Source organism: Pseudomonas nicosulfuronedens (genome assembly GCF_005877905.1).
Classification (GTDB): domain Bacteria; phylum Pseudomonadota; class Gammaproteobacteria; order Pseudomonadales; family Pseudomonadaceae; genus Pseudomonas; species Pseudomonas nicosulfuronedens.
This window is the reverse complement of sequence record NZ_SWDV01000037.1, coordinates 1-20,770: the sequence shown is the minus strand read 5'-3', so window position 1 is coordinate 20,770 and position 20,770 is coordinate 1. Positions and strand designations below refer to the sequence as shown.

Below are 20,770 nucleotides of genomic sequence, written 5' to 3'. Positions count from 1 at the left end.
TCTTTTACAGATAGTGTTTTATCAACAATTCGCCCAAGTTCACAGCATTTAGGGCTGCGCCTTTTCTCACATTATCTGACGCAATCCACAAATTCAGTTCGCACGAATCTGTCAGACCGGTACGTAGGCGACCGACGTAAACACTATCCTGCCCCTGTGCATCGCCAATGACAGTCGGGTAATCGTCTTCCACCAGCTCGATGCCCTCGGCCGCGTCCAGGGCGGCGCTGACAGTCGCCAGGGAAACCGGCGCCGCCGCCTTGATGGAAAGCATCAGAGTATCGCCAAAGAATACCGGCGCCAGGCTGCAGGTCACGCTCAGACCGCTCTTCAGCTCGGGGAACAGCACCGCGAGCTCTGCCGCGACGCGGCGCTCGACCACGGAATACCCCTGCTCATCGACGCCGCCCAGTTGCGCCAGCATGTTGAAGGCGAATTGGCGATCCACCAGTCGCGGCTCCAGCGGACGCGCATTGAGCAGCTCGGCGGTCTGCCGCGCCAGCTCCTGCACGCCCTCTCGCCCCAGCGCGGAAGCAGACAGGCAGGCACTCACAGTGACCTGGCGAAGCTCCAGCACGCCACGCAGCGCGGCAAGCACTTCAGCAACTTCGGCCGCCGGCGCCGCCGGAGCAGCAATCAGCGCAGGAAGTTGCAGGGTTTCGACGGCATCGCCATTCACGCAGGCCTGGGCCAGCAGCGCGGCGGCATTGTTCAGTGATGCACCACTGAGATCGATCACACTGCAGCCAGCCGCGACGGCTCGCGCGGCGCAGTCGACAGCGGCTTCGGCACCCACGGAGAGGAAGGCCAGGCGCACCTTGGCAAAGTCGAAATCATCGAGCTTGCCGACCCGGATGTTGCGCCCACGGAAGGCCACCGACTTGCCGGCGGATTCGCCGCTGGCCAGCAGATACAGGTTGGCGACAGGGAAGTCGCGCTCGTCCAGCAGTTCGACCAAAGCCTCGCCAACGAGTCCTGTGGCGCCTACAACGGCGATGTCGAGTGTTTCAGGCATCCGGGGTCTCACAATCGGTGGGAAAAGTAGCGCAGCACTTTACTGCTCCCACCGGCGGCGAAGCAATCGAGGGCTCCGCCGCCTATCGCCGCAGCTCAGGGGCGCGGCGCACCGTCCGTTGCCTGGGCGGTCAATGGCGCGGCCACCTGGGCGACCTCCCCGGCCGCTGCCTGCGGATTGCCCGCCGGCGCAGCACCCTGAGTCCTGGCGCGATCCTGCTCGGCCAGACGCGCGATCAGGCCGGCGATCTGCGAGTCCTTCAGCTCGATCAGCTTGTTGAGTTTCTGGGTCTGGCTTTCCAGGTCAGAGATCCGGCTGCGCAGTTCATCGCCGTCACGGCGTGCGCTGTCCAGGCCTTCCTGGGCTACCGCCAGTTGCTCGGCCTCAACCTTACCCTTGTCCTTGCCAGGCTGGCCGGAGATCAGCCGCAGGTTGTCGCGCTCTTCGGCCTTTGCCGGCGCGCTCCCCGCCTCTGCCTTGTGGGTGGCGTCGAGCTGGCGGCCCTGCTGGGCCAGTTGCGGATTGCGCTTGGCCTTCCACTGCGAATTCTGGGTTTCCACATGGGCCACTGCCTGAGCATGGCTTTGCTCGCGAACCTGCTGTTCGCTGGGCAGGCGCAGCACCTGGCCGACCTTCAGGCGATTGATGTTGCCGTCGACGAAGGCATCGGGATTCATCCGCTGCATCGCCGCCATGGTCTGCATGACCGATACGCTGCTGGACGGACGATTGCGCGAAGCGATGTCCCACAGCGCATCGTTGCGCTGGATGCGATAGCTGTCAGCCGGCGCATTGGCCATCGACGGCGCCAGCGGTTGCGCTTGCGGCGGGCGAACCGCAGCCACCGGCGCGATAGCCGGCGGCGTCACCGGGCTGGCCACATAGGTTGGCGGGTCCAGCAGCAGGGTGAATTCACGCACCAGGCGCCCCTGCGGCCAGACAACCTGGAGAACAAAGTTCACGTAGGGCTCGCGAATGGGCTTGGACGAGCTGACGCGAATGACGCCACGACCGTTCTTGCCGACGTCAGGGGTGAACTTCAGCCCGCTGGCGACCACATTGCGGTCCACGCCCAGACGTTCGAAGTCTTCCGCCGAGGCCAGGCTGACCACGACCTCCTCGGAGCTCAGGTCAGCCACGCCGCGCAGGTCGATGTTGGCCGAGAGGGTCTGCCCCAGCGCTGCTCGCGAGGAAATGTCGCCCAGTTCCAGGGCGCCTGCCATGCCCGGCATGAAAGCCGCGGCCACCGCCGTTGCCAACCACAATCTGTGTAACCGAGCCATTGTCTCCCCCCGCTGCTTGCTTGCCGTCGGCCGGCGCGAAAAGGCGCACCGAAACCTGTCCCCATGGACGGGCTGCGAGGATAGCGACTGGTTCCCGGTGGCTTTTCCGGGTGCGTCACAGAAACCGGCGCCAAAGAGCCGACAGCTCGACGGACTGACGTTTTTGTGCGGCGGTTCACCTACACACCGGGAACTTCTCATGCGCCAGAAAGCACAACGCCGGCTCAAGGCCGGCGTTGTGCGCTCCAGGGAGCAGCAGCACTCAGGAGGGAATCAACGCTCGAGCAGGATGCGCAGCATGCGGCGCAGCGGCTCGGCAGCCCCCCACAGCAGTTGGTCGCCGACGGTGAAAGCGCCCAGGTACTGAGTACCCATGTTGAGCTTGCGCAGACGGCCGACCGGAACGCTCAGGGTGCCGGTGACGGCCGCCGGAGTCAGTTCGCGCATGCTGATTTCGCGCTGGTTCGGGATCAGCTTGACCCAGGGGTTGTGCTGGCTGATCAGGCCTTCGATGTCCGCAATGGGCACATCCTTGTTCAGCTTGATGGTCAGCGCCTGGCTGTGGCAGCGCATGGCGCCGATGCGCACGCAGATGCCGTCAACCGGGATCGGGTTCTTGAAGCGGCCGAGGATCTTGTTGGTCTCCGCTTGGCCTTTCCACTCTTCGCGGCTCTGGCCGTTGGGCAGTTCCTTGTCGATCCACGGGATCAGGCTGCCGGCCAGCGGCGCACCGAAGTTCTCGGTGGGCATGGCGTCGCTGCGGATGGCTTCGGCGACCTTGCGATCGATGTCGAGGATGGCGCTGGACGGGTTGGCCAGGTCATCGGCGACGGAAGCGTTGATGGCGCCCATCTGCTTGATCAGCTCGCGCATGTTCTGCGCACCGGCGCCCGAGGCCGCCTGATAGGTCATCGCGCTCATCCACTCGACCAGGCCGGCTTCGAACAGGCCGCCCAGGGCCATCAGCATCAGGCTGACGGTGCAGTTGCCGCCGATGTAGTTCTTGGTGCCGGCGTCCAGCGAGTTGTCGATGACCTTGCGGTTCACCGGATCGAGGACGATCACCGCGTCATCCTGCATGCGCAGGCTGGAGGCGGCGTCGATCCAGTAGCCCTGCCAGCCGGCTTCGCGCAGCTTGGGGAAGACTTCGCTGGTGTAGTCGCCGCCCTGGCAGGTCAGGATGACGTCGAGGGTTTTCAGTTCCTCGATGCTGTAGGCGTCTTTGAGGGGGGCAATGTCCTTGCCAATGGACGGACCTTCGCCACCCACGTTGGAGGTAGTGAAGAACACCGGCTCGATCAGGTCGAAGTCCCGCTCTTCCAGCATCCGCTGCATGAGCACCGAACCCACCATGCCACGCCAACCGATCAGACCTACACGCTTCATCGCTACTACACCTTCATATATTTAGAGGGCCGTCGTTCCCGCTTTCCTACAAGAGCACGGGAACGAGCGAGCCGAACAGATTACAGATTCCGCAGAGCCGCGACTACCGCATCGCCCATTTCGCGGGTACCGACCTTGGTGCAGCCTTCGGACCAGATGTCACCGGTACGCAGGCCCTGGTCGAGCACCAGGCTCACGGCCTTCTCGATGGCGTCGGCGGCGGCGCCTTCATTGAAGGTGTAACGCAGCATCATCGAGACCGAGAGGATGGTCGCCAGCGGGTTGGCGATGCCCTTGCCGGCGATGTCCGGCGCGGAACCGTGGCAGGGCTCGTACATGCCCTTGTTGTTCGAATCCAGCGAGGCGGAAGGCAGCATGCCGATGGAGCCGGTGAGCATGGAAGCCTCATCCGACAGGATGTCGCCGAACATGTTGTCGGTGACCATCACGTCGAACTGCTTGGGTGCGCGCACCAGTTGCATCGCGGCGTTGTCGACGTACATGTGCGACAGCTCGATGTCCGGGTAGTCCTTGGCGACTTCCTCGACCACTTCACGCCACAGCTGGCTGGAAGCCAGGACGTTGGCCTTGTCCACCGAGCACAGCTTCTTGCCGCGCACGCGGGCCATGTCGAAGCCGACGCGGGCGATACGGCGGATTTCGCCCTCGCTGTACGGCAGGGTGTCGTAGGCCTGGCGCTCGCCGTTCTCCAGCACGCGCTGCTCGCGCGGTTGGCCGAAGTAGATGCCGCCGGTCAGCTCACGGACGATGAGGATGTCCAGGCCGGCGACCACTTCAGGCTTCAGGCTGGAGGCATCGGCCAGTTGCGGGTAGAGGATGGCCGGACGCAGGTTGCCGAACAGGCCCAGTTGCGAGCGGATCTTCAGCAGGCCGCGCTCGGGACGGATGTCTCGCTCGATCTTGTCCCACTTCGGGCCACCCACGGCGCCCAGCAGCACGGCGTCGGAAGCGCGCGCTCGCTCCAGGGTCTCGTCGGCCAGCGGTACGCCGTGCTTGTCGATGGCCGCGCCGCCGATCACGTCTTCGGTCAGCTCGAAGCCCAGGCCGAACTTGTCGTTGGCCAGCTCCAGCACCTTGACCGCTTCGGCCATGATTTCCGGGCCGATACCGTCGCCGGGGAGAACCAGAATCTGTTTGCTCATCTTTCTGCTCACTCTTTGAAAGTCGCTTGGCCAATAAAGCCGCTTGGCAAATAACGTAACGCCCCGGATGGCTCGCGCCATCCGGGGCGGTCAGAACCTTGAAATCAGCGCTCCGCCCAGAGCACCAGCACGTCGGTGCTGAAGGAGCCCTCGGCGTCGATCTCGAAATACTCACGCACCTCGTCGCCCATCGAAAGCTGCAGGGCATGAATGGCCTGGCGCATCACATCAGGGGTGCGCATGCGCTCGACCCAGGAAGTGAACTCCAGGCGCAGGCGCTGGCGCTTGGCGGCAGTCACCGCGAGGCCCGCTTCGCCGACCAGACGTGCCCACTCCGACGGGGAATAGTCGCGCACATGGCTGGTGTCACGCAGGACCTCGACAGTCTGCAGATAGGTGTCCAGCAGAGGCAAGCCCGGTGCCGCGACATCGATGACGCAGACCACGCCGCCCGGCTTGAGCACCCGGCGCACTTCACGCAGAGCCTGGCCGACATCCCGCCAGTGATGCGCGGAATAGCGGCTGAAGACGAAATCGAACTCGCCGCCCTCGAACGGCAGCTGCTCGGCAGCGCCACAACGCGTGGAAATGTTGCCCAGACCACGCTCGGCGGCGGCCGCGGCCACCACGTCGAGCATTTGCTGGGACAGGTCGTAAGCCACCACTTCGCCAGCCAGCGGCGCTACGTTGAAGCTCACATGCCCTGCCCCGCAACCCAGGTCCAGCACGCGCGCACCGGTAGTCGCCGACAGTCGCTCACGCAGTTGGGCGAATTCCTCACCCTGGGCGTGTACGGCGCTGGTCAGGTAAGCGTTGGCCTGGGCGCCGAACTGGCGCTGGACCACTTGCTCGTGACGACTCTCGGTCATGGTGCTCTCCTTGAAGAGTGGTGCGACGCCGCTCAGGCGTCGCGGAACAACCAGGGCTGGTTCTGCTTGTAGCCGGTCTCGAAACTGCGAATGGCCTCGGCGTCCTGCAGGGTCAGGCCGATGTCGTCCAGACCGTTGAGCAGGCAGTGCTTGCGGAATGCATCCACTTCGAAGCTGTACTGCTTGCCGTCCGGGCGGGTCACGGTCTGCGCGGCGAGGTCGACGGTCAGTTGGTAACCCTCGGTGGCTTCGCACTGGGCGAACAGCTCGTCGACTTCCTCATCCTTCAGGATGATCGGCAGCAAGCCGTTCTTGAAGCTGTTGTTGAAGAAGATGTCGGCGAAGCTCGGCGCGATCACGGTGCGGAAGCCGTACTCGTCCAGCGCCCACGGCGCGTGCTCGCGGGAGGAGCCGCAACCGAAGTTCTCACGGGCCAGCAGCACGCTGGCACCCTGGAAGCGCGGGAAGTTAAGGACGAAATCCTTGTTCACCGGGCGCTTGGAGTTGTCCTGGTTGGGCTGCCCCACGTCGAGGTAACGCCACTCATCGAACAGGTTCGGGCCGAAGCCGGTGCGCTTGATCGACTTGAGGAACTGCTTGGGGATGATCTGGTCGGTGTCGACGTTGGCGCGGTCGAGCGGCGCAACGAGACCGGTGTGCTGGGTAAAGGCTTTCATGTTCGGTCTCCTCAGGCCTGCATCAATTCACGTACGTCGATGAAACGACCGGTCACGGCAGCCGCGGCGGCCATCGCCGGGCTCACCAGGTGGGTACGACCACCGGCGCCCTGGCGGCCTTCGAAGTTGCGGTTGGAGGTGGAAGCACAATGCTCGCCGCTCTCCAGGCGGTCCGGGTTCATCGCCAGGCACATGGAGCAGCCCGGTTCACGCCATTCGAAGCCGGCCTCGATGAAGATCTTGTCCAGGCCTTCCTGTTCGGCCTGGGCTTTCACCAGGCCCGAACCCGGCACGACCAGCGCCTGCTTCACCGTGGCAGCGACCTTGCGGCCCTTGGCCACGGCGGCGGCAGCGCGCAGGTCTTCGATGCGCGAGTTGGTGCAGGAGCCGATGAACACGCGATCCAGCTGGATATCGGTGATCGCCTGGTTGGCATTCAGGCCCATGTATTTCAGCGCGCGGACGATGGAATCGCGCTTGACCGCATCGGCTTCGGCCGCCGGGTCCGGCACGTTCTGGTCCACTGCGAGGACCATCTCGGGCGAAGTGCCCCAGCTGACCTGCGGCTTGATGTCCTCGGCACGCAGCTCGACGATAGTGTCGAAGTGCGCATCGGCGTCGGAAACCAGGTCGCTCCAGGCTTCCACGGCCTTGTCCCAGTCACTGCCTTGCGGCGAGAACGGGCGGCCCTTCACGTAATCGACGGTCTTCTGGTCGCACGCCACCATGCCGACGCGAGCGCCCGCTTCGATGGACATGTTGCAGATGGTCATGCGGCCTTCCATGGACAGGTCACGGATGGCGCTGCCGGCGAACTCCAGGGCATGGCCGTTGCCGCCCGCGGTGCCGATCTTGCCGATCACCGCGAGGACGATGTCCTTGGCGGTTACGCCGAAGGGCAATTTGCCTTCCACACGGACCTGCATGTTCTTCATCTTCTTGGCGACCAGGCACTGGGTGGCGAGCACGTGCTCCACCTCGGAGGTGCCGATGCCGTGAGCCAGCGCGCCGAAGGCGCCGTGGGTCGAGGTGTGCGAGTCGCCGCAGACCACGGTCATCCCCGGCAGGGTCGCGCCCTGCTCCGGGCCGACCACGTGCACGATGCCCTGGCGGACGTCGTTCATCTTGAATTCGAGGATGCCGAAGTCATCGCAGTTCTCGTCCAGGGTCTGGACCTGGATGCGCGACACTTCGTCGGCGATGGCCGCGAGGCCGCCCTTGCGCTCGACCTGGGTGGTCGGCACGTTGTGGTCCGGGGTCGCGATGTTCGCATCGATGCGCCACGGCTTGCGGCCGGCCAGGCGCAGACCTTCGAAGGCCTGCGGCGAGGTCACTTCGTGGAGGATGTGACGGTCGATGTAGATGAGCGACGAACCATCGTCACGGCGCTTCACCTCGTGCATTTCCCAGAGTTTGTCGTAGAGCGTCTTGCCGGCCATCAGAGAGTCCTCATCAGCATCTTTCTATGCCCCTTGGGCTTGTGGGGATGATCCTATGGAAAGGCACTGAATAACTCAAATTCATATTTTTTATCCAAAGGATTCCCACGAGGAATACGGTGCGTTATAAAAGTCCGGCGCCGTTTCCAGAGCGCAGGGAGTCGACATGGACCTGACCAGCCTCAACACCTTCCTCGCCATCGCCGAATCCGGCAGCTTCTCCGAAGCCGGCGAGCGACTGCACCTGACCCAGCCGGCGGTAAGCAAGCGCATCGCCGCCCTGGAGAACCAGCTGGGCGTTCGCCTGTTCGACCGCGTCGGCCGCGAGGTGACCCTGACCGAGTCCGGTCGTGCCCTGCTGCCGCGCGCCTACCAGATCCTCAGCGTGCTGGACGACACCCGCCGCGCCCTGACCAACCTCAACGGCGAAGTGAGCGGCCGGCTGGTCCTGGCCACCAGTCACCACATCGGCCTGCACCGCCTGCCGCCGCTGCTGCGTGCCTTCACCAAGGCCCACCCGCAGGTGGCGCTGGACATCCAGTTCTGCGACTCGGAAGTGGCCTACGAAGAGATTCTCCATGGCCGTGCCGAGTTGGCCGTGATCACCCTCGCCCCGGAAACCGCCGAACCGGTGCGCGCCGTGCCGGTGTGGGACGATCCGCTGGACTTCGTTGCCGCCCCCGAGCACCCCCTGTCGGTGCAGGGGCCGGTGTTCCTCGCCGACGTGGCGCGGCACCCGGCGGTTTTCCCCGGCGGGAACACCTTCACCCACCACATCGTGCGGCGCATGTTCGAGGCCGAGGGTCTGACACCGAATATCGGCATGAGCACCAACTACATGGAGACCATCAAGATGATGGTTTCCATCGGCCTGGCCTGGAGCGTACTGCCACGTACGATGCTGGATGACAGCGTCGTACGCCTGCCGCTGCAGGACATTCAGCTCAGCCGGCAACTGGGTTACATCCTGCATACCGAGCGCACGCTGTCCAACGCCGCGCGGGCCTTCATGCGCCTGCTCGACGCCCAGGCGGCCGGGCTTGCGCCGGTCGCGGCCTAACCTCTATTGTTCTGACAGAACTAGAAGAAGGGGCCCGAATGCCCGTCCGCACACCCGCTCGCGTTAGCCGGCCCCGCTTGGCCGGCGCTGCCAGACACAGGGGGAGCGCCGCATGAGCCGCGATCCGCACACGCCCCCGCACGCCTCCGACGGACAGGACAAGTTCGCCAAAGCCTTTCATACCGCGCCCGACGCCATGGTCATCACCGACCGAGACAGCGGAAAATTCCTCGAACTCAATGCCAGTTTCGTCGACCGCTTCGGCTGGAGCCGTGAAGAAGCCCTCGGCCGTACCTCCGTGCAACTCGGTCTGTGGCGCAGCCTCGACGAGCGCCAGCGGATGCTCGACAAGATCACCGCCGAACGGCAGATCGACGGCTTCGACGTTACCCTCATCACCCGTGCCGGCGAAGTCCGCAGCGCCCGCGTCTATGGCTGCCAGATCGAACAGGACGGCCGCCCATGCCTCGTGCTGACCGTCCGCGACATGACCCGTGTGCGGGCCCAGGAGAGCGCCCTGCGCGACAGCCAGGAGCGCCTGGACCTGGCGCTGGATTCCGCGCAACTGGGCATCTGGGACTGGCATATCCCCAGCGGCCTGCTCTACGGCTCGGCCCGTGCCGCCGTTCTGCACGAATTACCTGACCGGGACTTCCACGGGCCCTTCGGCGAATTCTTCGCCTGTGTCGACAAGACCGACCGCCAGCGTATGCGCCAGGCCTATGCCCGGCTCGCCCGCGGGCCGGAGAACGACTACCAGTTCACCTACCGCGCCCAACTCGACTCCGGTGAAGTGCGCTACCTGGAAAGCCGTGCGCGGCTGTACCGCGACTCCCACGGCAAACCGCTGCGCATGGCCGGCACCCTGCTCGACATCACTGAGCGCGTGCTGCGTGAACGCAGCCTGCAGGCCTCGGAGGAGAAGTTTGCCAGCCTGTTCCAGGGCAGCCCGGACCCGATCTGTGTATCGCGGGTGCGCGACGGCGAGTTCGTCGAGGTCAACCCGAGCTTCTGCAGCACCTTCGGCTGGCTCGCCGAGGACATCATCGGCCGCTCGTCCCACCAGGTGACCTTCTGGGCCGACCATCACCAGCGCTCACGGCTGTTCGAGCAACTGATGCGCGATCATTCGCTGCAGAACGTCGAAGTGCAGTTCCTCACCCGCGAAGGCCAGACCATCACCTGCATGGTCGCCAGCCGGCTGATCTGGGTCGATCGCCAACTGTGCATCCTCTCCAGCTTCCGCGACGTCACCCGGCGCTTGCAGGCCGAGGCGGCACTGAAGGCCAGCCAGGAGAAGTTCGCCAAGGCGTTCCACTCCAGCCCCGACGCCATCACCATCACCGAGCGCGAGACCGGCCGCTACATCGAGGTCAACGAAGGCTTCCACCGTCTTACCGGCTACCGTACCGACGAGGTGATCGGCCAGACGGCCTTGGGCATCAACATCTGGGCCGACCCGGACGAGCGCCTGAACATGATCGCTGCGCTGAACCGCGACGGCTTCGTCCACCACCTGGAAATGCGTGGCCGCCACCGCGACGGCACGATCAAGACGGTGGACGTGTCGGTGGAGCCGATCGAGCTGGGCGGCGTGAACTGCCTGCTGCTCACCGCCCGCGACACCAGCGAACTGAGGGAGGCCGAGGCGCGCATCCAGCACCTCGCGTACCACGACGCCCTGACCGACCTGCCCAACCGCGCGCTGCTGATGGACCGCCTCAAGCAGCAGATCGCCCTGCTGCAGCGTCACAGCCTGCGCGGCGCCCTGCTGTTCCTCGACCTCGACCACTTCAAGCACATCAACGACTCGCTCGGCCACTCCGTCGGCGACTCCATCCTGCAGATGGTCACCGCGCGCCTGGAGGCCAGCGTGCGACAGGAAGACACTGTGGCGCGCCTGGGTGGCGACGAGTTCGTGGTGCTGCTCACCGGTATCGAAGGAAGCCGCCTGGAAACCGCCCAGCAAGTGCGCCAGCTGGCGGAAAAACTCCGCGACCTGCTGGCCGAGCCGATGCTGCTGGACGGCCATCGCCTGCAGATCACCCCGAGCATCGGCATCGCATTGATACCCGACGACGGCGCGACCCCGGACGACCTGCTCAAACGCGCCGATATCGCCATGTACCGTGCCAAGGACGCCGGACGGAACACCGTGCAGCTGTTCCACGAATCCATGCAGCAGGCCGCCAGCGAGCGCCTGCGCCTGGAGAACGGCCTGCGCATGGCCCTTGCCCGTCGCGAATTCAACCTGCACTACCAACCGCAGGTGGACGCCCGCGACTCGCGTATCGTCGGCGCCGAGGCGCTGCTGCGCTGGCGCCACCCGACTCGCGGTCCGCAATCCCCGGCCAGTTTCATCCGCGTGCTGGAGGACAGCGGGCTGATCGTCGAAGTCGGGCAGTGGGTGCTCGAGGAAGCCTGCCGCACCGGCGCGCGCCTGCTCGCCGAGGGCCGAATCGACCTTGAGAACTTCAGCCTGAGCGTGAACATCAGCCCCCGGCAGTTCCGCCAGAGTGACTTCGTCGAGCGACTGCTGGCGCTGCTGCACAAGACGAGGCTACCGCCCAGCCTGCTGAAGCTGGAGATCACCGAGGGCATCGTGATCCAGCAGCTGGACGACACCATCGCGCGCATGGAGCGCCTGCGCGAAGCCGGAGTGCAGTTCGCCATGGACGACTTTGGCACTGGCTATTCATCGCTCACCTATCTCAAACGCCTGCCGGTGGACAGCCTGAAGATCGACCAGAGCTTCGTACGCGATGCCCCCAACGACAGCAACGACGCGGAGATCGTCCGCGCCATCGTCGCCATGGGCCACAGCCTCGGGCTGGAACTGGTGGCCGAAGGGGTGGAAACCCCGGAACAGCTGGCGCTGCTGGCGGAGCAGGGTTGCCATCTGTACCAGGGCTACCTGTTCAGCCGCCCGGTGCCGCTGGAAGACTTCATCGCGCTGCTGCCCGGTCGCGAGCAACAGGCGACCTGAGGCTCGCTATTCGGCGGGCCGCGATTCCGACATCACCACCATCACCTGCGCCTCGTCAGCGTCGCCGTCGTTGAGGTAGAGGTGGCCGACGCTGCTGTCGAAGTAGGCCGTTTCGCGCAGGCCGATGCACACTGACTCGCCCGTCTCGAACTGGATGCGCACGCGGCCGGACAGCACCATGGCGAACTCCTGTCCGGGATGGCGAACGTAGTCGTCGAACTCGCCAACCTCGCGGGCAAAGATACGCGCGTACAGCGGCGTCATATTGCGTTGAGGGAAATCGCCGGCAATCGGGTAGTACTCGTAACCGCCAGTGTCGTAGCCGGCGGCATCATCCACACGGGTCTTCACGAACGTCTTCAGCCCCATCAGCCCGCCGACGGACGGCAAGGGTCGGAACAACTGGGCGATATCCACCTGCAGCGCGCGGGCAGCGGCAGCCAACTTGTCGTAGCTCACCGCGACCTGCGCCAGCTCCATCTTCGACAGGGTGGAAACCGCCACACCAGACAGGTCGGAGAGCTGTTTCAGGGTCAGCTTCTGCTGCTTGCGAACCGCCCGCAGGCGCGCACCGACTTCGTCTCGATCCAGTTGCTGGGGCTTGGGCAGTACTTGGGCGGTTTCGCTCATGGGACATCTCGTGAGGGGGCCGACGAAAGTTTACCGGGCCTTGCCTTGGGTGCAAAAATTCTCATATCTTAGATTTCTCACATACGAGAAAATCTGCAGAAGGCCCTTGCAGTGAGCCATTTCGATTTCGTCATCATCGGTGCCGGCATTGCCGGCACCTCCCTCGCCTACCGCCTGAGCGAGACCCACAAGGTGCTGGTGCTGGAGCGCGAAGAGCAGCCCGGCTACCACTCCACCGGACGCTCCGCCGCCATGTTCATGGAGGCCTACGGCACGCCGCAGATCCAGGCGCTGACCCGTGCCAGCCGCGCCTTCTACGAGAATCCGCCGGCGGGCTTCAGCGAACACCCGATCCTGAGCCCGCGCGGCTGCTTGTACGTCGGCGGCCCGGAGCATGTCGAACTGCTCAGACAGGCACAGTTCACGCCCGGCGTGGAACGCATCAGCACCGAACAGGCGCTGGCGTTCCTCCCCTGCCTTCGCGCCGACGCCATCATCGGCGCCCTCTACGAGCCGGACGCCCGCGACCTTGACGTGCACGCCCTGCACCAAGGCTACCTGCGTGCGCTGCGCCAGAGCGGCGGCGAGCTACGTTGCAACCGCGAGCTGCTGTCCGCTGACTATGCAGATGGCGCATGGACGCTCGAACTCAGTCAGGGCGAAACCGTCCATGCCGCGCAACTGGTCAACGCCGCCGGCGCCTGGGCCGATCACGTTGCCGAGCGCTGCGGTATCCGTCCGGTCGGCCTGCAACCTTGTCGCCGCACCGCCTTCACCTTCCCGGCGCCCGATGGTGTGGACATCAGCCGCTGGCCGGCGGTGATCGGCATCGACGAGAGCTTCTACTTCAAGCCGGACGCCGGCCAGTTGCTCGGCTCACCCGCCAACGCCGATCCGGTGCAAGCCCAGGACGTGCAGCCCGAGGAGCTCGACATCGCCCTGGGCGTGTACCACATCGAAGAGCACACCACCCTGGCGATTCGCCGACCGAACCACAGCTGGGCCGGCCTGCGCTCCTTCGTCGCCGACGGCGACCTGGTGATCGGCCAGGACGCGCAGAACCCGGCGTTCTTCTGGCTGGCCGCCCAGGGCGGCTACGGCATCCAGTCCGCCGATGGCGTCTCGCGCCTGGCCCAATCGCTGCTGCTCGGCCAGCCACTGCCCGACCCCCTGCGCCAGGAAGGCGTCGATCCCCAGCGCCTGAGCCCGGCGCGCCTGCGTTGAGTTTCCCCGGAGACCTTAGAATGAGCGATATCCAGCGTTACCCCAGCACCCTGCCCTTCCCCTTCTCCCGCGCCGTGAAGGCCGGCGGTTTCCTGTTCCTGTCCGGGCAGATCCCGATGACCGCGGACGGCCAGGTGGTAAAGGGCGACATCCAGACCCAGACCGAAGCGGTGATGACCCGCATCGCCGAGAGTCTGGAAGCCTGCGGCTCGAACTACTCCCAAGTGGTGAAGGCCACCGTGTGGCTGTCCGACATGGCCCATTTCGCTGGCTTCAACGAGGTGTACAAGCGCTATTTCGACCAGGGCCTGCCGGTGCGTTCCTGCGTGGCGTCGGCACTGGCGCTGGGCGTGGACGTCGAGGTGGAAGTCCAGGCCTACGTCGGCGAAGCCTGACCCCTTTCGGCCCTGCCGCGAGCGGGGCCGCTCTCATAACAACAACAGAGTCTCGATCATGAAAACCAGTCTCAAGCTCGGCGGGGCCTACATCGGCCTGGTAGTAGGCGTCGGCTTCGCCTCGGGCCAGGAGATCCTCCAGTTCTTCGGCGGCTTCGGCATCATGGGCCTGGCCGGTGCCCTGGTGGCGCTGGCGCTGTTCGCCTTCCTGCTGATGAACCTCTACCAGATCGGCAGCCGCCTGCAGACCCAGTCGCACAAGGAAGCCATGGAGTTCATCTGTGGCAAGCCGCTGGGCCGCGTGGTCGACCTGATGCTGACCTTCTTCCTGTTCGGCACCATGGTGGTCATGTTCGCCGGTGCGAATTCGTCCTTCGAACAGCAACTGGGCATCGGTCACTCCATCGGCGGCATCGTCCTCGGCGTGCTGACCATCATCACCGTGTGCCTGGGCCTGAAGCGGGTGATCACCCTGATGAGCCTGATCACCCCGGTGCTGATGATCATCGTGGCGATCATCGCCATCTACGCCCTGACGCATATTCACAAGCCGCTGGCGGAGCTGGAGCAGATCGCCCTGGCCGTGCCGCATCCGGCGCCCAACTGGCTGCTCGGCGCGCTGCTCTATGTTTCCTACAACGTCGCCGCCACTGCGGCTGCCGTGGTAGTGATGGGCGGCAGCGTGGCCAACCTGCGTACGGCTGCGCTGGGCGGTGTATTCGGCGGCATCGGCGTCGGCGTGCTGATCCTTGCGATGGCCCTGGTGATGCTGGTGCAGATCGACGTGATCGGCGGCAGCGCCATCCCCACCCTGCTGCTGAGCAACAACATCGCCCCCTGGTTCGGCGACGTGATGCTCGCCCTGCTGCTGGTGAAGCTGTACTGCACCACCAGCGGATTCGCCTATACATTGGCCGCGCGCTGCGCCGCCTACGGCGTACCCTTCCGCGTGGCAACCGTGGTCGCCGTAGTACTCGCCTTCGTCGCCAGCCAGGTCGGTTTCGTCAAGCTGGTGGGGCTGGTCTACCCAGCCATGGGCTACCTGGGTTTCGTGCTGATGGCAGCCATCGTCGTCGCCTGGTGGCGCAATCGCTCGGCACCGATGGGCCAGAACGCCTGATCAGGCCATCTGAATAAGAAAACGCCCGCCTCTTTCGAGGCGGGCGTTCTTGTTTGCGGCTACCTCCCGGCTAGTGCCGGGACGCTGCTCAGCCTTCGATGGCCGGGCGCTGGCCGTTGATGGCGATCCGCTTGGGCTTGGCCTCTTCCGGAACGATACGTACCAGCTCGACGCTCAGCAGGCCGTTCTTCAGCGACGCGCCCTGGACCTCGATGTGGTCGGCGAGGCGGAACGACAGCTTGAAGGCGCGCTGGGCGATGCCCTGGTGCAGGTAGGTGACACTCTCGGAAGCCTTCTCGCGCTTGCCGCCGTTGACGGTCAGCACGCCGCGCTCCACTTGCAGCTCCAGGTCTTCCTCCTGCAGGCCGGCAGCGGCGATGACGATGCGGTACTGGTCGTCACCATGCTTCTCGACGTTGTAGGGCGGGTAGGAACTGCCGCTTTCACTGCGCAGGGCGGATTCGAACAGATCGTTGAAGCGATCGAAGCCGACGGACTGGCGGAACAGCGGGGCGAGGGAAAGGACGTTGCTCATTGCGAATCTCCTGAAAATTTCAGCAAGGTATGATTTGGAGCCTGTCTTCAGAGCTCCGGCGCGGGACCCGTCTTCGGCCTCCCGCAGGGACATAGATAGGGATGGCAATACCCGTTTCAAGCCCCGTCTCGCAAAAAGGATTCGCCCATGCAACCCGTCATGCTCATCACCGGCGCCAGCCGCGGCATCGGCGCCGCCACCGCGCTGCTCGCCGCCGAGCGCGGCTATGCCCTGGCACTCGCCTACCGCCGCGAACGTGAGGCCGCGGCAGCGCTGGTAGCGCAGATCTCGGCGGCCGGTGGCACTGCGCGCGCCTTTGCCGCTGATGTGTCGTGCGAAAACGACGTGCTGCGCCTGTTCGGCGAAGTCGACAAAGCCTTCGGCCGTCTCGACGTGCTGGTGAACAACGCCGGCATCCTCGAACGCCAGATGCTCCTGGAGGACATGGACGTAGCACGCCTGCAGCGGGTGTTCGCAGTGAACGTCACCGGCACCTTCCTCTGCTGTCGCGAAGCAGTGAAACGCATGGCGCACAAACATGGCGGCGACGGCGGAAGCATCGTCAACGTCTCGTCCATGGCCTCACGACTGGGCTCACCCAATGAGTACATCGACTATGCCGCCGCCAAGGGCGCGGTGGACAGCCTGACCATCGGCCTGGCCAAGGAAGTGGCGGGCGAAGGCATTCGAGTGAATGCCGTGCGACCGGGGCTGATCAAGACCGAGATTCACGCCAGCGGCGGCGAGCCGGGGCGCGTGGAGCGCCTGCAAGCGGCGATCCCGCTGGGGCGCGGCGGTGAGGCGGAAGAAGTGGCGCGGGCCATCCTGTTCCTGGCCTCGGACGAGTCCAGCTACTCAACCGGCAGCTTTGTCGACGTCAGCGGCGGGCGCTGATTCGCGGCGTGACGGAACACGATTTTGTAGGAGCGAGCTTGCTCGCGAACCTCACCGATCCCTGCCTCCGCCAGAGCCCCTTTCCCTAACCCCCCTGAAGGGAGAGGGTTAGGGAGAGGGCGTTTCAGCGGTTTCCAGCCAATGGGAGTCAGGCGGCGACTTCGATCTCGACCTGCAGCATCCGGTCGAGCACTTCGCAGTCATGCTCGCGGCGCACCTGGGCGAACAATTCCACGGCTTCGGGATAGCTGCGGGTGAGCATGCCCAGCCATTGCTTCAGGCGCCCCGGCGCATAACGCGGTGCCAGCTTGCGCCGAGCCTGACGCCAGAAGTCGTCGAGCAGCACACGCACCTCCGACCACGGCATCGGCACCACCTCGCGGCCATCGCGCCAGGCGGCGATCTGCCGGGCGAGGTCCGGGCGGGAAACCAGCCCGCGACCGAGCATGATGTCCGCCACGCCGCTGATGGAACGGCAACGGTGGTAATCCTCGAGGGTCCAAACTTCGCCGTTGGCGAATACCGGAACCTTCACCGCCTCGGCGACTTTTGCCACCCACTCCCAATGCGCCGGCGGCTTGTAGCCGTCGGCCTTGGTCCGCGCATGCACCACCACATGGGCGGAACCGGCGTCGGCCAAGGCGCGGGCACAGTCGATGGCGCCGTCCGGGCTGTCGTAGCCCAGGCGCATTTTCGAGGTCACGGGGATATGCGCGGGCACCGCGCGGCGCACGGCCTCGATGATGCTGAACATCAGCTCGGGTTCCTTCAGCAGCACGGCACCGCCGCGGGAGCGATTCACCGTCTTGGCCGGGCAACCGAAGTTCAGGTCGATCACCGGAGCCCCCAGCTCACAGGCCTGCACGGCGTTTTCCGCCAGCAGTTGCGGGTCCGATCCGAGCAATTGCACACGCATCGGCACGCCGGCACGAGTACGGCTGCCATGGGCCAGTTCCGGGGCGAGCGCCAGGAACGACGACGGCGGCAGCAATCGGTCGTTGATGCGGATGAATTCGGTGACGCACCAGTCGATGCCGCCGACGCGGGTCAGCACATCGCGGAGGATGTCATCTACCAGCCCCTCCATCGGGGCCAGGGCGATCTGCACGGAGGAATCTCGGGCAATGAAGAAGGCCGCGGATTGTAGGGAATGCGCCGCGCCGGGAAAAGCGCGGCGCGACGGATCACGCGCCAGCAGCCACGGCTTCCGGGGAGAGCAACGCGCGGCCGTAGCCTTCGATGAACTCCACCGGCATGCGCTTGGGCCTGCCGCTGGACAGCTCGATGCAGACGAAGGTGGTCTGTGCGCGCAGCAGGGTCAGCGCATCCGCCGGACGCACCAGCTGGAAGTGACGAGTCATCTTCAGGCGCTGATCGGACTGGACGATCCAGGTCGCCAGTTGCAGCTGCTCACCTTCGTAGGCGGCGGCGAGGTAGTCCACCTCGTGGCGCACCACGGCCATGGCGCGATCCAGCCGGCGGTACTCGGCCAGGTCCAGCCCCAGGCTCTGGGAGTGGCGCCAGGCGCAGCGCTCCAGCCAACTGACGTAGACGGCATTGTTGGCATGGCCGAGGCCGTCGATGTCCTCGGACTTGACCTCGATGTCGATGACGAACGGATCGGGCAACTGCCAACTCATGAAGCATGCTCCAGGCTTGCGGCCAGCGCACAGGCTTCGCTGGCCAATTGAGTGATCTGGTCCCAGGCGCGAGCGCGAACCAGGCTGGGCGGCGCGATCCAGGTGCCGCCGACGCAGGCGACATTGGGCAGGCGCAGCACGTTGATCAGATTTTCCTGGGTGATGCCGCCAGTCGGGCAGAAGCGGATGCCGGCGAATGGCGCCTTGAGGCTCTTGAGCATCTTGATCGCGGCGTTGCCGTCGGCCGGGAAGAGCTTCAGCGAGCGGTAACCGTACTCCAGCGCCACCAGCACCTCGGAAGGCGTCATCACGCCCGGCAGGAACGGCAGCTTCGCATCGTCGGCGGCGGCCACCAGCCGCGGCGTGCAGCCAGGGCTGACAGCGAACTGCGCACCGGCATCACGGGCCTCCTGGAACTGCTCGGTGTGGATCAGCGTACCGGCGCCCACGACCATTTCCGGCAACTCGCGGCGAATCTCGGCCACCGCATCCAGCGCCTGTGGTGTACGCAGGGTCACTTCCAGCACCCGCACACCGCCGTCGTACAAGGCGCGAGCCAGGTCACCCGCCAGCGCCACATCATCGATCACCAATACCGGCATGACCGGGCGCGCCTTCTGCAGCACCCAATCCAGCGACAGATTCATGCTTTCCCCCAATCGACCACCCGCGTGCGCAAGACCTCGCGCCCAGGCCGGGGTGGCCGGAAATGCCCGAAAGTCTACGCCAGCGCGCCGGGCCTGACGACCCGCAACGGGCCATCATGGAACGAAAACGGCGGCCTCTGGCCGCCGTTATCAGGGTGGTGAATGACTCAGGAGACCAGCGCCAGCGGTAGCGGCTCCTCGACCGCCTCCAACAACTCCAGAATCGCATCGATGACCGCAGGGTCTGCCAGCACGCGGTGATGCCCGCCTTCGGCCAGATGCAGCAACCGGCTCTGCGGCCAAGCCTCATGAATGGCCGTCGCCTCGCTGACCCGCACGTACCGGTCATCCTCGGCGTGCACCACCAGGCCGGGGAAGTCCAGCTGGTAGCGCGACACATCCAGCTGCTTGGCGGCGATTCCCGCGCGGCTCTCGATCATACGGATGAAGCGCGAGCGCGCGACCGGCGGCAAACCGACCACCTTGGAGAAACCTCGCAGCACGCCGAGCACATTGCTCGGGGCGCCGATGCTCACCAAGGTCTCGGTGCGCAGCCCCATCTGGGTAGCCAGCAAGGCGCTGGCGCCGCCCATGGAATGGCCGATCACGGCGCGTAACGGCGGCAGCTCGCCGGCCGCTTCGAGTAGGGCGCGTGCGAACAGCACGATGTCCGCTTCCTGGCCCGGCGAGCGGCCGTGGCCAGGCCCATCGAGGGCGATCACGCCATAACCGGCGCCGACCAGATGCTCGATCAGCGTGGCGAACTGGGTCGGACGCCCCTCCCAGCCATGCATCAGCAGCACGGCAGGCCCTTCGCCCCAGCGCAGCGCCGACAGGCCGAAGCGCAAGGTGACCCGTTCGGAGCTGGCCAACAGCGGCAACTCCCAATCGCGCGGCGCATGCTCGTTGGGCGTCACGAACAGTTGCTGCATGCGCCCCGCCGCCCACTGAGGCGCGACGCGGCCCAGGGTGGCATTGATGCCTCGAACCCAGTTCAGACTGCTCATTCGACGTACCTCCTCAGATCACCGCTTTCTTCGCGGCACGCAGGACACGATCGGACAGGTCGCCGTCGCCGAGGGCTCGGGCCAGCGCCAATCCACCAATCATCAGGGCCATGTCGCTGAGCACGGTGTCGATTTCCTCGGGGCGGCCGGCCAGCGCCGCGACCATCAACTCCACGTGCTCTTCCAGGGTCTGGCGAAAGGCCTCCGGCAGATTCGCCACTTCGTTCAGCGAACTGGGGATCGGACAGCCCTCTTCTTCGCTATCGCGATGCTTGCGCGACAGGTAGAACTGCGCGGTCAACGCGCGACGCTCGGCAAAGCTCAGTTTCGGATCGAAACGCTTGAGCCCCTCGCGGCGCTTGGCGAGCAATTGGCGGAACGCCTCCAGCATCAGCGCGTCCTTGCTCTCGAAGTGCGAATAGAAGCCGCCCACCGTCAGACCCGCCGCCGACATCACCTCGCCCACGCTGGGGCCGACCGGCCCGTGCTGCAGCAATGCACTGGTGGCGGCGGAGAGTATGCGTTCACGGGTCTGGGCTTTCTTGTCGCTCATGGTTGGCCTCTCGCTCGAAAAATATTATGGAGAGAATATTATTCTCATAATAAAAATCAGCAAGCAGAAAGCGCGACCACTGGTCGGAGGACAACTTTCTGGAGGGATAAAAAACAAAAGGGCCACTGAAATTCTCAGTGGCCCTATAGGCATCGCAGAGCGATAAAAATGGCGTCCCCTAGGGGACTCGAACCCCTGTTACCGCCGTGAAAGGGCGGTGTCCTAGGCCACTAGACGAAGGGGACGC

Annotated in this window: 20 protein-coding genes and 1 tRNA gene; 6 read left to right on the top strand and 15 right to left on the bottom strand. The window is 65.2% G+C overall.

The window, feature by feature from the left end; genetic code table 11:
* Positions 1-4: 4 nt before the first annotated feature.
* The 7 genes from FAS41_RS23840 to leuC all read right to left on the bottom strand — a co-directional run bounded on the left by FAS41_RS23840 (position 5) and on the right by leuC (position 7,832).
* Positions 5-1,015, bottom strand: a complete 1,011-nt coding sequence (locus tag FAS41_RS23840; protein ID WP_138525862.1) for an aspartate-semialdehyde dehydrogenase — start codon at positions 1,013-1,015, stop codon at positions 5-7.
* A 95-nt stretch (positions 1,016-1,110) separates the two neighbouring features.
* Positions 1,111-2,247, bottom strand: coding sequence for a type IV pilus assembly protein FimV (locus tag FAS41_RS23835; RefSeq protein WP_138525906.1), 1,137 nt, complete (start codon positions 2,245-2,247; stop codon positions 1,111-1,113).
* A gap of 324 nt (positions 2,248-2,571) precedes the next feature.
* A complete protein-coding gene (gene asd, locus FAS41_RS23830) occupies positions 2,572-3,684 on the bottom strand; it encodes an aspartate-semialdehyde dehydrogenase (protein WP_045211887.1) in 1,113 nt (370 codons plus the stop codon).
* A gap of 80 nt (positions 3,685-3,764) precedes the next feature.
* Positions 3,765-4,847 (bottom strand): 3-isopropylmalate dehydrogenase, encoded by a 1,083-nt coding sequence (gene leuB / locus FAS41_RS23825; RefSeq protein ID WP_138525861.1) that lies wholly within the window; start codon positions 4,845-4,847, stop codon positions 3,765-3,767.
* 104 nt (positions 4,848-4,951) lie between these two features.
* Positions 4,952-5,716 (bottom strand): class I SAM-dependent methyltransferase, encoded by a 765-nt coding sequence (locus FAS41_RS23820; RefSeq protein WP_138525860.1) that lies wholly within the window; start codon positions 5,714-5,716, stop codon positions 4,952-4,954.
* Positions 5,717-5,748: 32 nt separating this feature from the next.
* On the bottom strand, positions 5,749-6,393 hold the full coding sequence (leuD, locus tag FAS41_RS23815; RefSeq protein ID WP_138525859.1) for a 3-isopropylmalate dehydratase small subunit: 645 nt from the start codon (positions 6,391-6,393) through the stop codon (positions 5,749-5,751).
* Between the two features lie 11 nt (positions 6,394-6,404).
* On the bottom strand, positions 6,405-7,832 hold the full coding sequence (gene leuC / locus FAS41_RS23810; RefSeq protein ID WP_138525858.1) for a 3-isopropylmalate dehydratase large subunit: 1,428 nt from the start codon (positions 7,830-7,832) through the stop codon (positions 6,405-6,407).
* 166 nt (positions 7,833-7,998) lie between these two features.
* Between leuC and FAS41_RS23805 the strand changes: the two genes are divergently transcribed.
* Positions 7,999-8,892: a LysR family transcriptional regulator gene (locus FAS41_RS23805; protein WP_017520368.1), complete on the top strand. Its 894-nt coding sequence runs from the start codon at positions 7,999-8,001 to the stop codon at positions 8,890-8,892.
* A 112-nt stretch (positions 8,893-9,004) separates the two neighbouring features.
* The gene (locus FAS41_RS23800) at positions 9,005-11,878 is read left to right on the top strand and encodes a bifunctional diguanylate cyclase/phosphodiesterase (protein ID WP_138525857.1); all 2,874 of its coding nucleotides are present in this window, start codon (positions 9,005-9,007) and stop codon (positions 11,876-11,878) included.
* Positions 11,879-11,884: 6 nt separating this feature from the next.
* Here FAS41_RS23800 and FAS41_RS23795 read toward each other — a convergent pair whose 3' ends face one another.
* On the bottom strand, positions 11,885-12,508 hold the full coding sequence (locus FAS41_RS23795; RefSeq protein ID WP_138525856.1) for a helix-turn-helix domain-containing protein: 624 nt from the start codon (positions 12,506-12,508) through the stop codon (positions 11,885-11,887).
* A 111-nt stretch (positions 12,509-12,619) separates the two neighbouring features.
* Between FAS41_RS23795 and FAS41_RS23790 the strand changes: the two genes are divergently transcribed.
* Genes FAS41_RS23790 through FAS41_RS23780 form a run of 3 tightly spaced genes read left to right on the top strand, consistent with a single transcriptional unit; the run spans position 12,620 to position 15,247 of the window.
* The gene (locus FAS41_RS23790) at positions 12,620-13,732 is read left to right on the top strand and encodes an NAD(P)/FAD-dependent oxidoreductase (protein WP_138525855.1); all 1,113 of its coding nucleotides are present in this window, start codon (positions 12,620-12,622) and stop codon (positions 13,730-13,732) included.
* Between the two features lie 20 nt (positions 13,733-13,752).
* The gene (locus FAS41_RS23785; RefSeq protein ID WP_138525854.1) at positions 13,753-14,127 is read left to right on the top strand and encodes a RidA family protein; all 375 of its coding nucleotides are present in this window, start codon (positions 13,753-13,755) and stop codon (positions 14,125-14,127) included.
* Between the two features lie 58 nt (positions 14,128-14,185).
* Entirely contained in the window at positions 14,186-15,247 is a 1,062-nt protein-coding gene (locus FAS41_RS23780) for a YkvI family membrane protein (RefSeq protein ID WP_138525853.1), read from the top strand.
* Positions 15,248-15,335: 88 nt separating this feature from the next.
* On the opposite strand, the gene FAS41_RS23775 is transcribed toward FAS41_RS23780, so the two are convergent.
* Positions 15,336-15,782 carry an Hsp20 family protein gene (locus FAS41_RS23775; RefSeq protein ID WP_024766905.1) on the bottom strand — a complete coding sequence of 149 codons (447 nt, stop codon included), beginning with the start codon at positions 15,780-15,782 and terminating at the stop codon, positions 15,336-15,338.
* A gap of 147 nt (positions 15,783-15,929) precedes the next feature.
* Between FAS41_RS23775 and FAS41_RS23770 the strand changes: the two genes are divergently transcribed.
* Positions 15,930-16,676: an SDR family oxidoreductase gene (locus FAS41_RS23770; RefSeq protein WP_138525852.1), complete on the top strand. Its 747-nt coding sequence runs from the start codon at positions 15,930-15,932 to the stop codon at positions 16,674-16,676.
* Positions 16,677-16,824: 148 nt separating this feature from the next.
* Here the strand turns inward: FAS41_RS23770 and FAS41_RS23765 are convergent, their stop codons facing one another.
* The 6 genes from FAS41_RS23765 to FAS41_RS23740 all read right to left on the bottom strand — a co-directional run bounded on the left by FAS41_RS23765 (position 16,825) and on the right by FAS41_RS23740 (position 20,768).
* Positions 16,825-17,784 (bottom strand): tRNA dihydrouridine synthase, encoded by a 960-nt coding sequence (locus FAS41_RS23765; protein ID WP_138525851.1) that lies wholly within the window; start codon positions 17,782-17,784, stop codon positions 16,825-16,827.
* A gap of 76 nt (positions 17,785-17,860) precedes the next feature.
* Positions 17,861-18,316 carry an acyl-CoA thioesterase gene (locus FAS41_RS23760; RefSeq protein ID WP_138525850.1) on the bottom strand — a complete coding sequence of 152 codons (456 nt, stop codon included), beginning with the start codon at positions 18,314-18,316 and terminating at the stop codon, positions 17,861-17,863.
* Positions 18,313-18,963, bottom strand: coding sequence for a bifunctional 4-hydroxy-2-oxoglutarate aldolase/2-dehydro-3-deoxy-phosphogluconate aldolase (locus tag FAS41_RS23755; protein ID WP_138525849.1), 651 nt, complete (start codon positions 18,961-18,963; stop codon positions 18,313-18,315). The genes FAS41_RS23760 and FAS41_RS23755 overlap by 4 nt, the downstream gene beginning before the upstream one ends.
* Positions 18,964-19,130: 167 nt before the next feature.
* On the bottom strand, positions 19,131-19,970 hold the full coding sequence (locus FAS41_RS23750; protein WP_138525848.1) for an alpha/beta fold hydrolase: 840 nt from the start codon (positions 19,968-19,970) through the stop codon (positions 19,131-19,133).
* 13 nt (positions 19,971-19,983) lie between these two features.
* Positions 19,984-20,523, bottom strand: a complete 540-nt coding sequence (locus FAS41_RS23745; RefSeq protein ID WP_138525847.1) for a TetR/AcrR family transcriptional regulator — start codon at positions 20,521-20,523, stop codon at positions 19,984-19,986.
* A 169-nt stretch (positions 20,524-20,692) separates the two neighbouring features.
* Positions 20,693-20,768 (bottom strand) — tRNA-Glu (locus tag FAS41_RS23740).
* Positions 20,769-20,770: the final 2 nt, after the last annotated feature.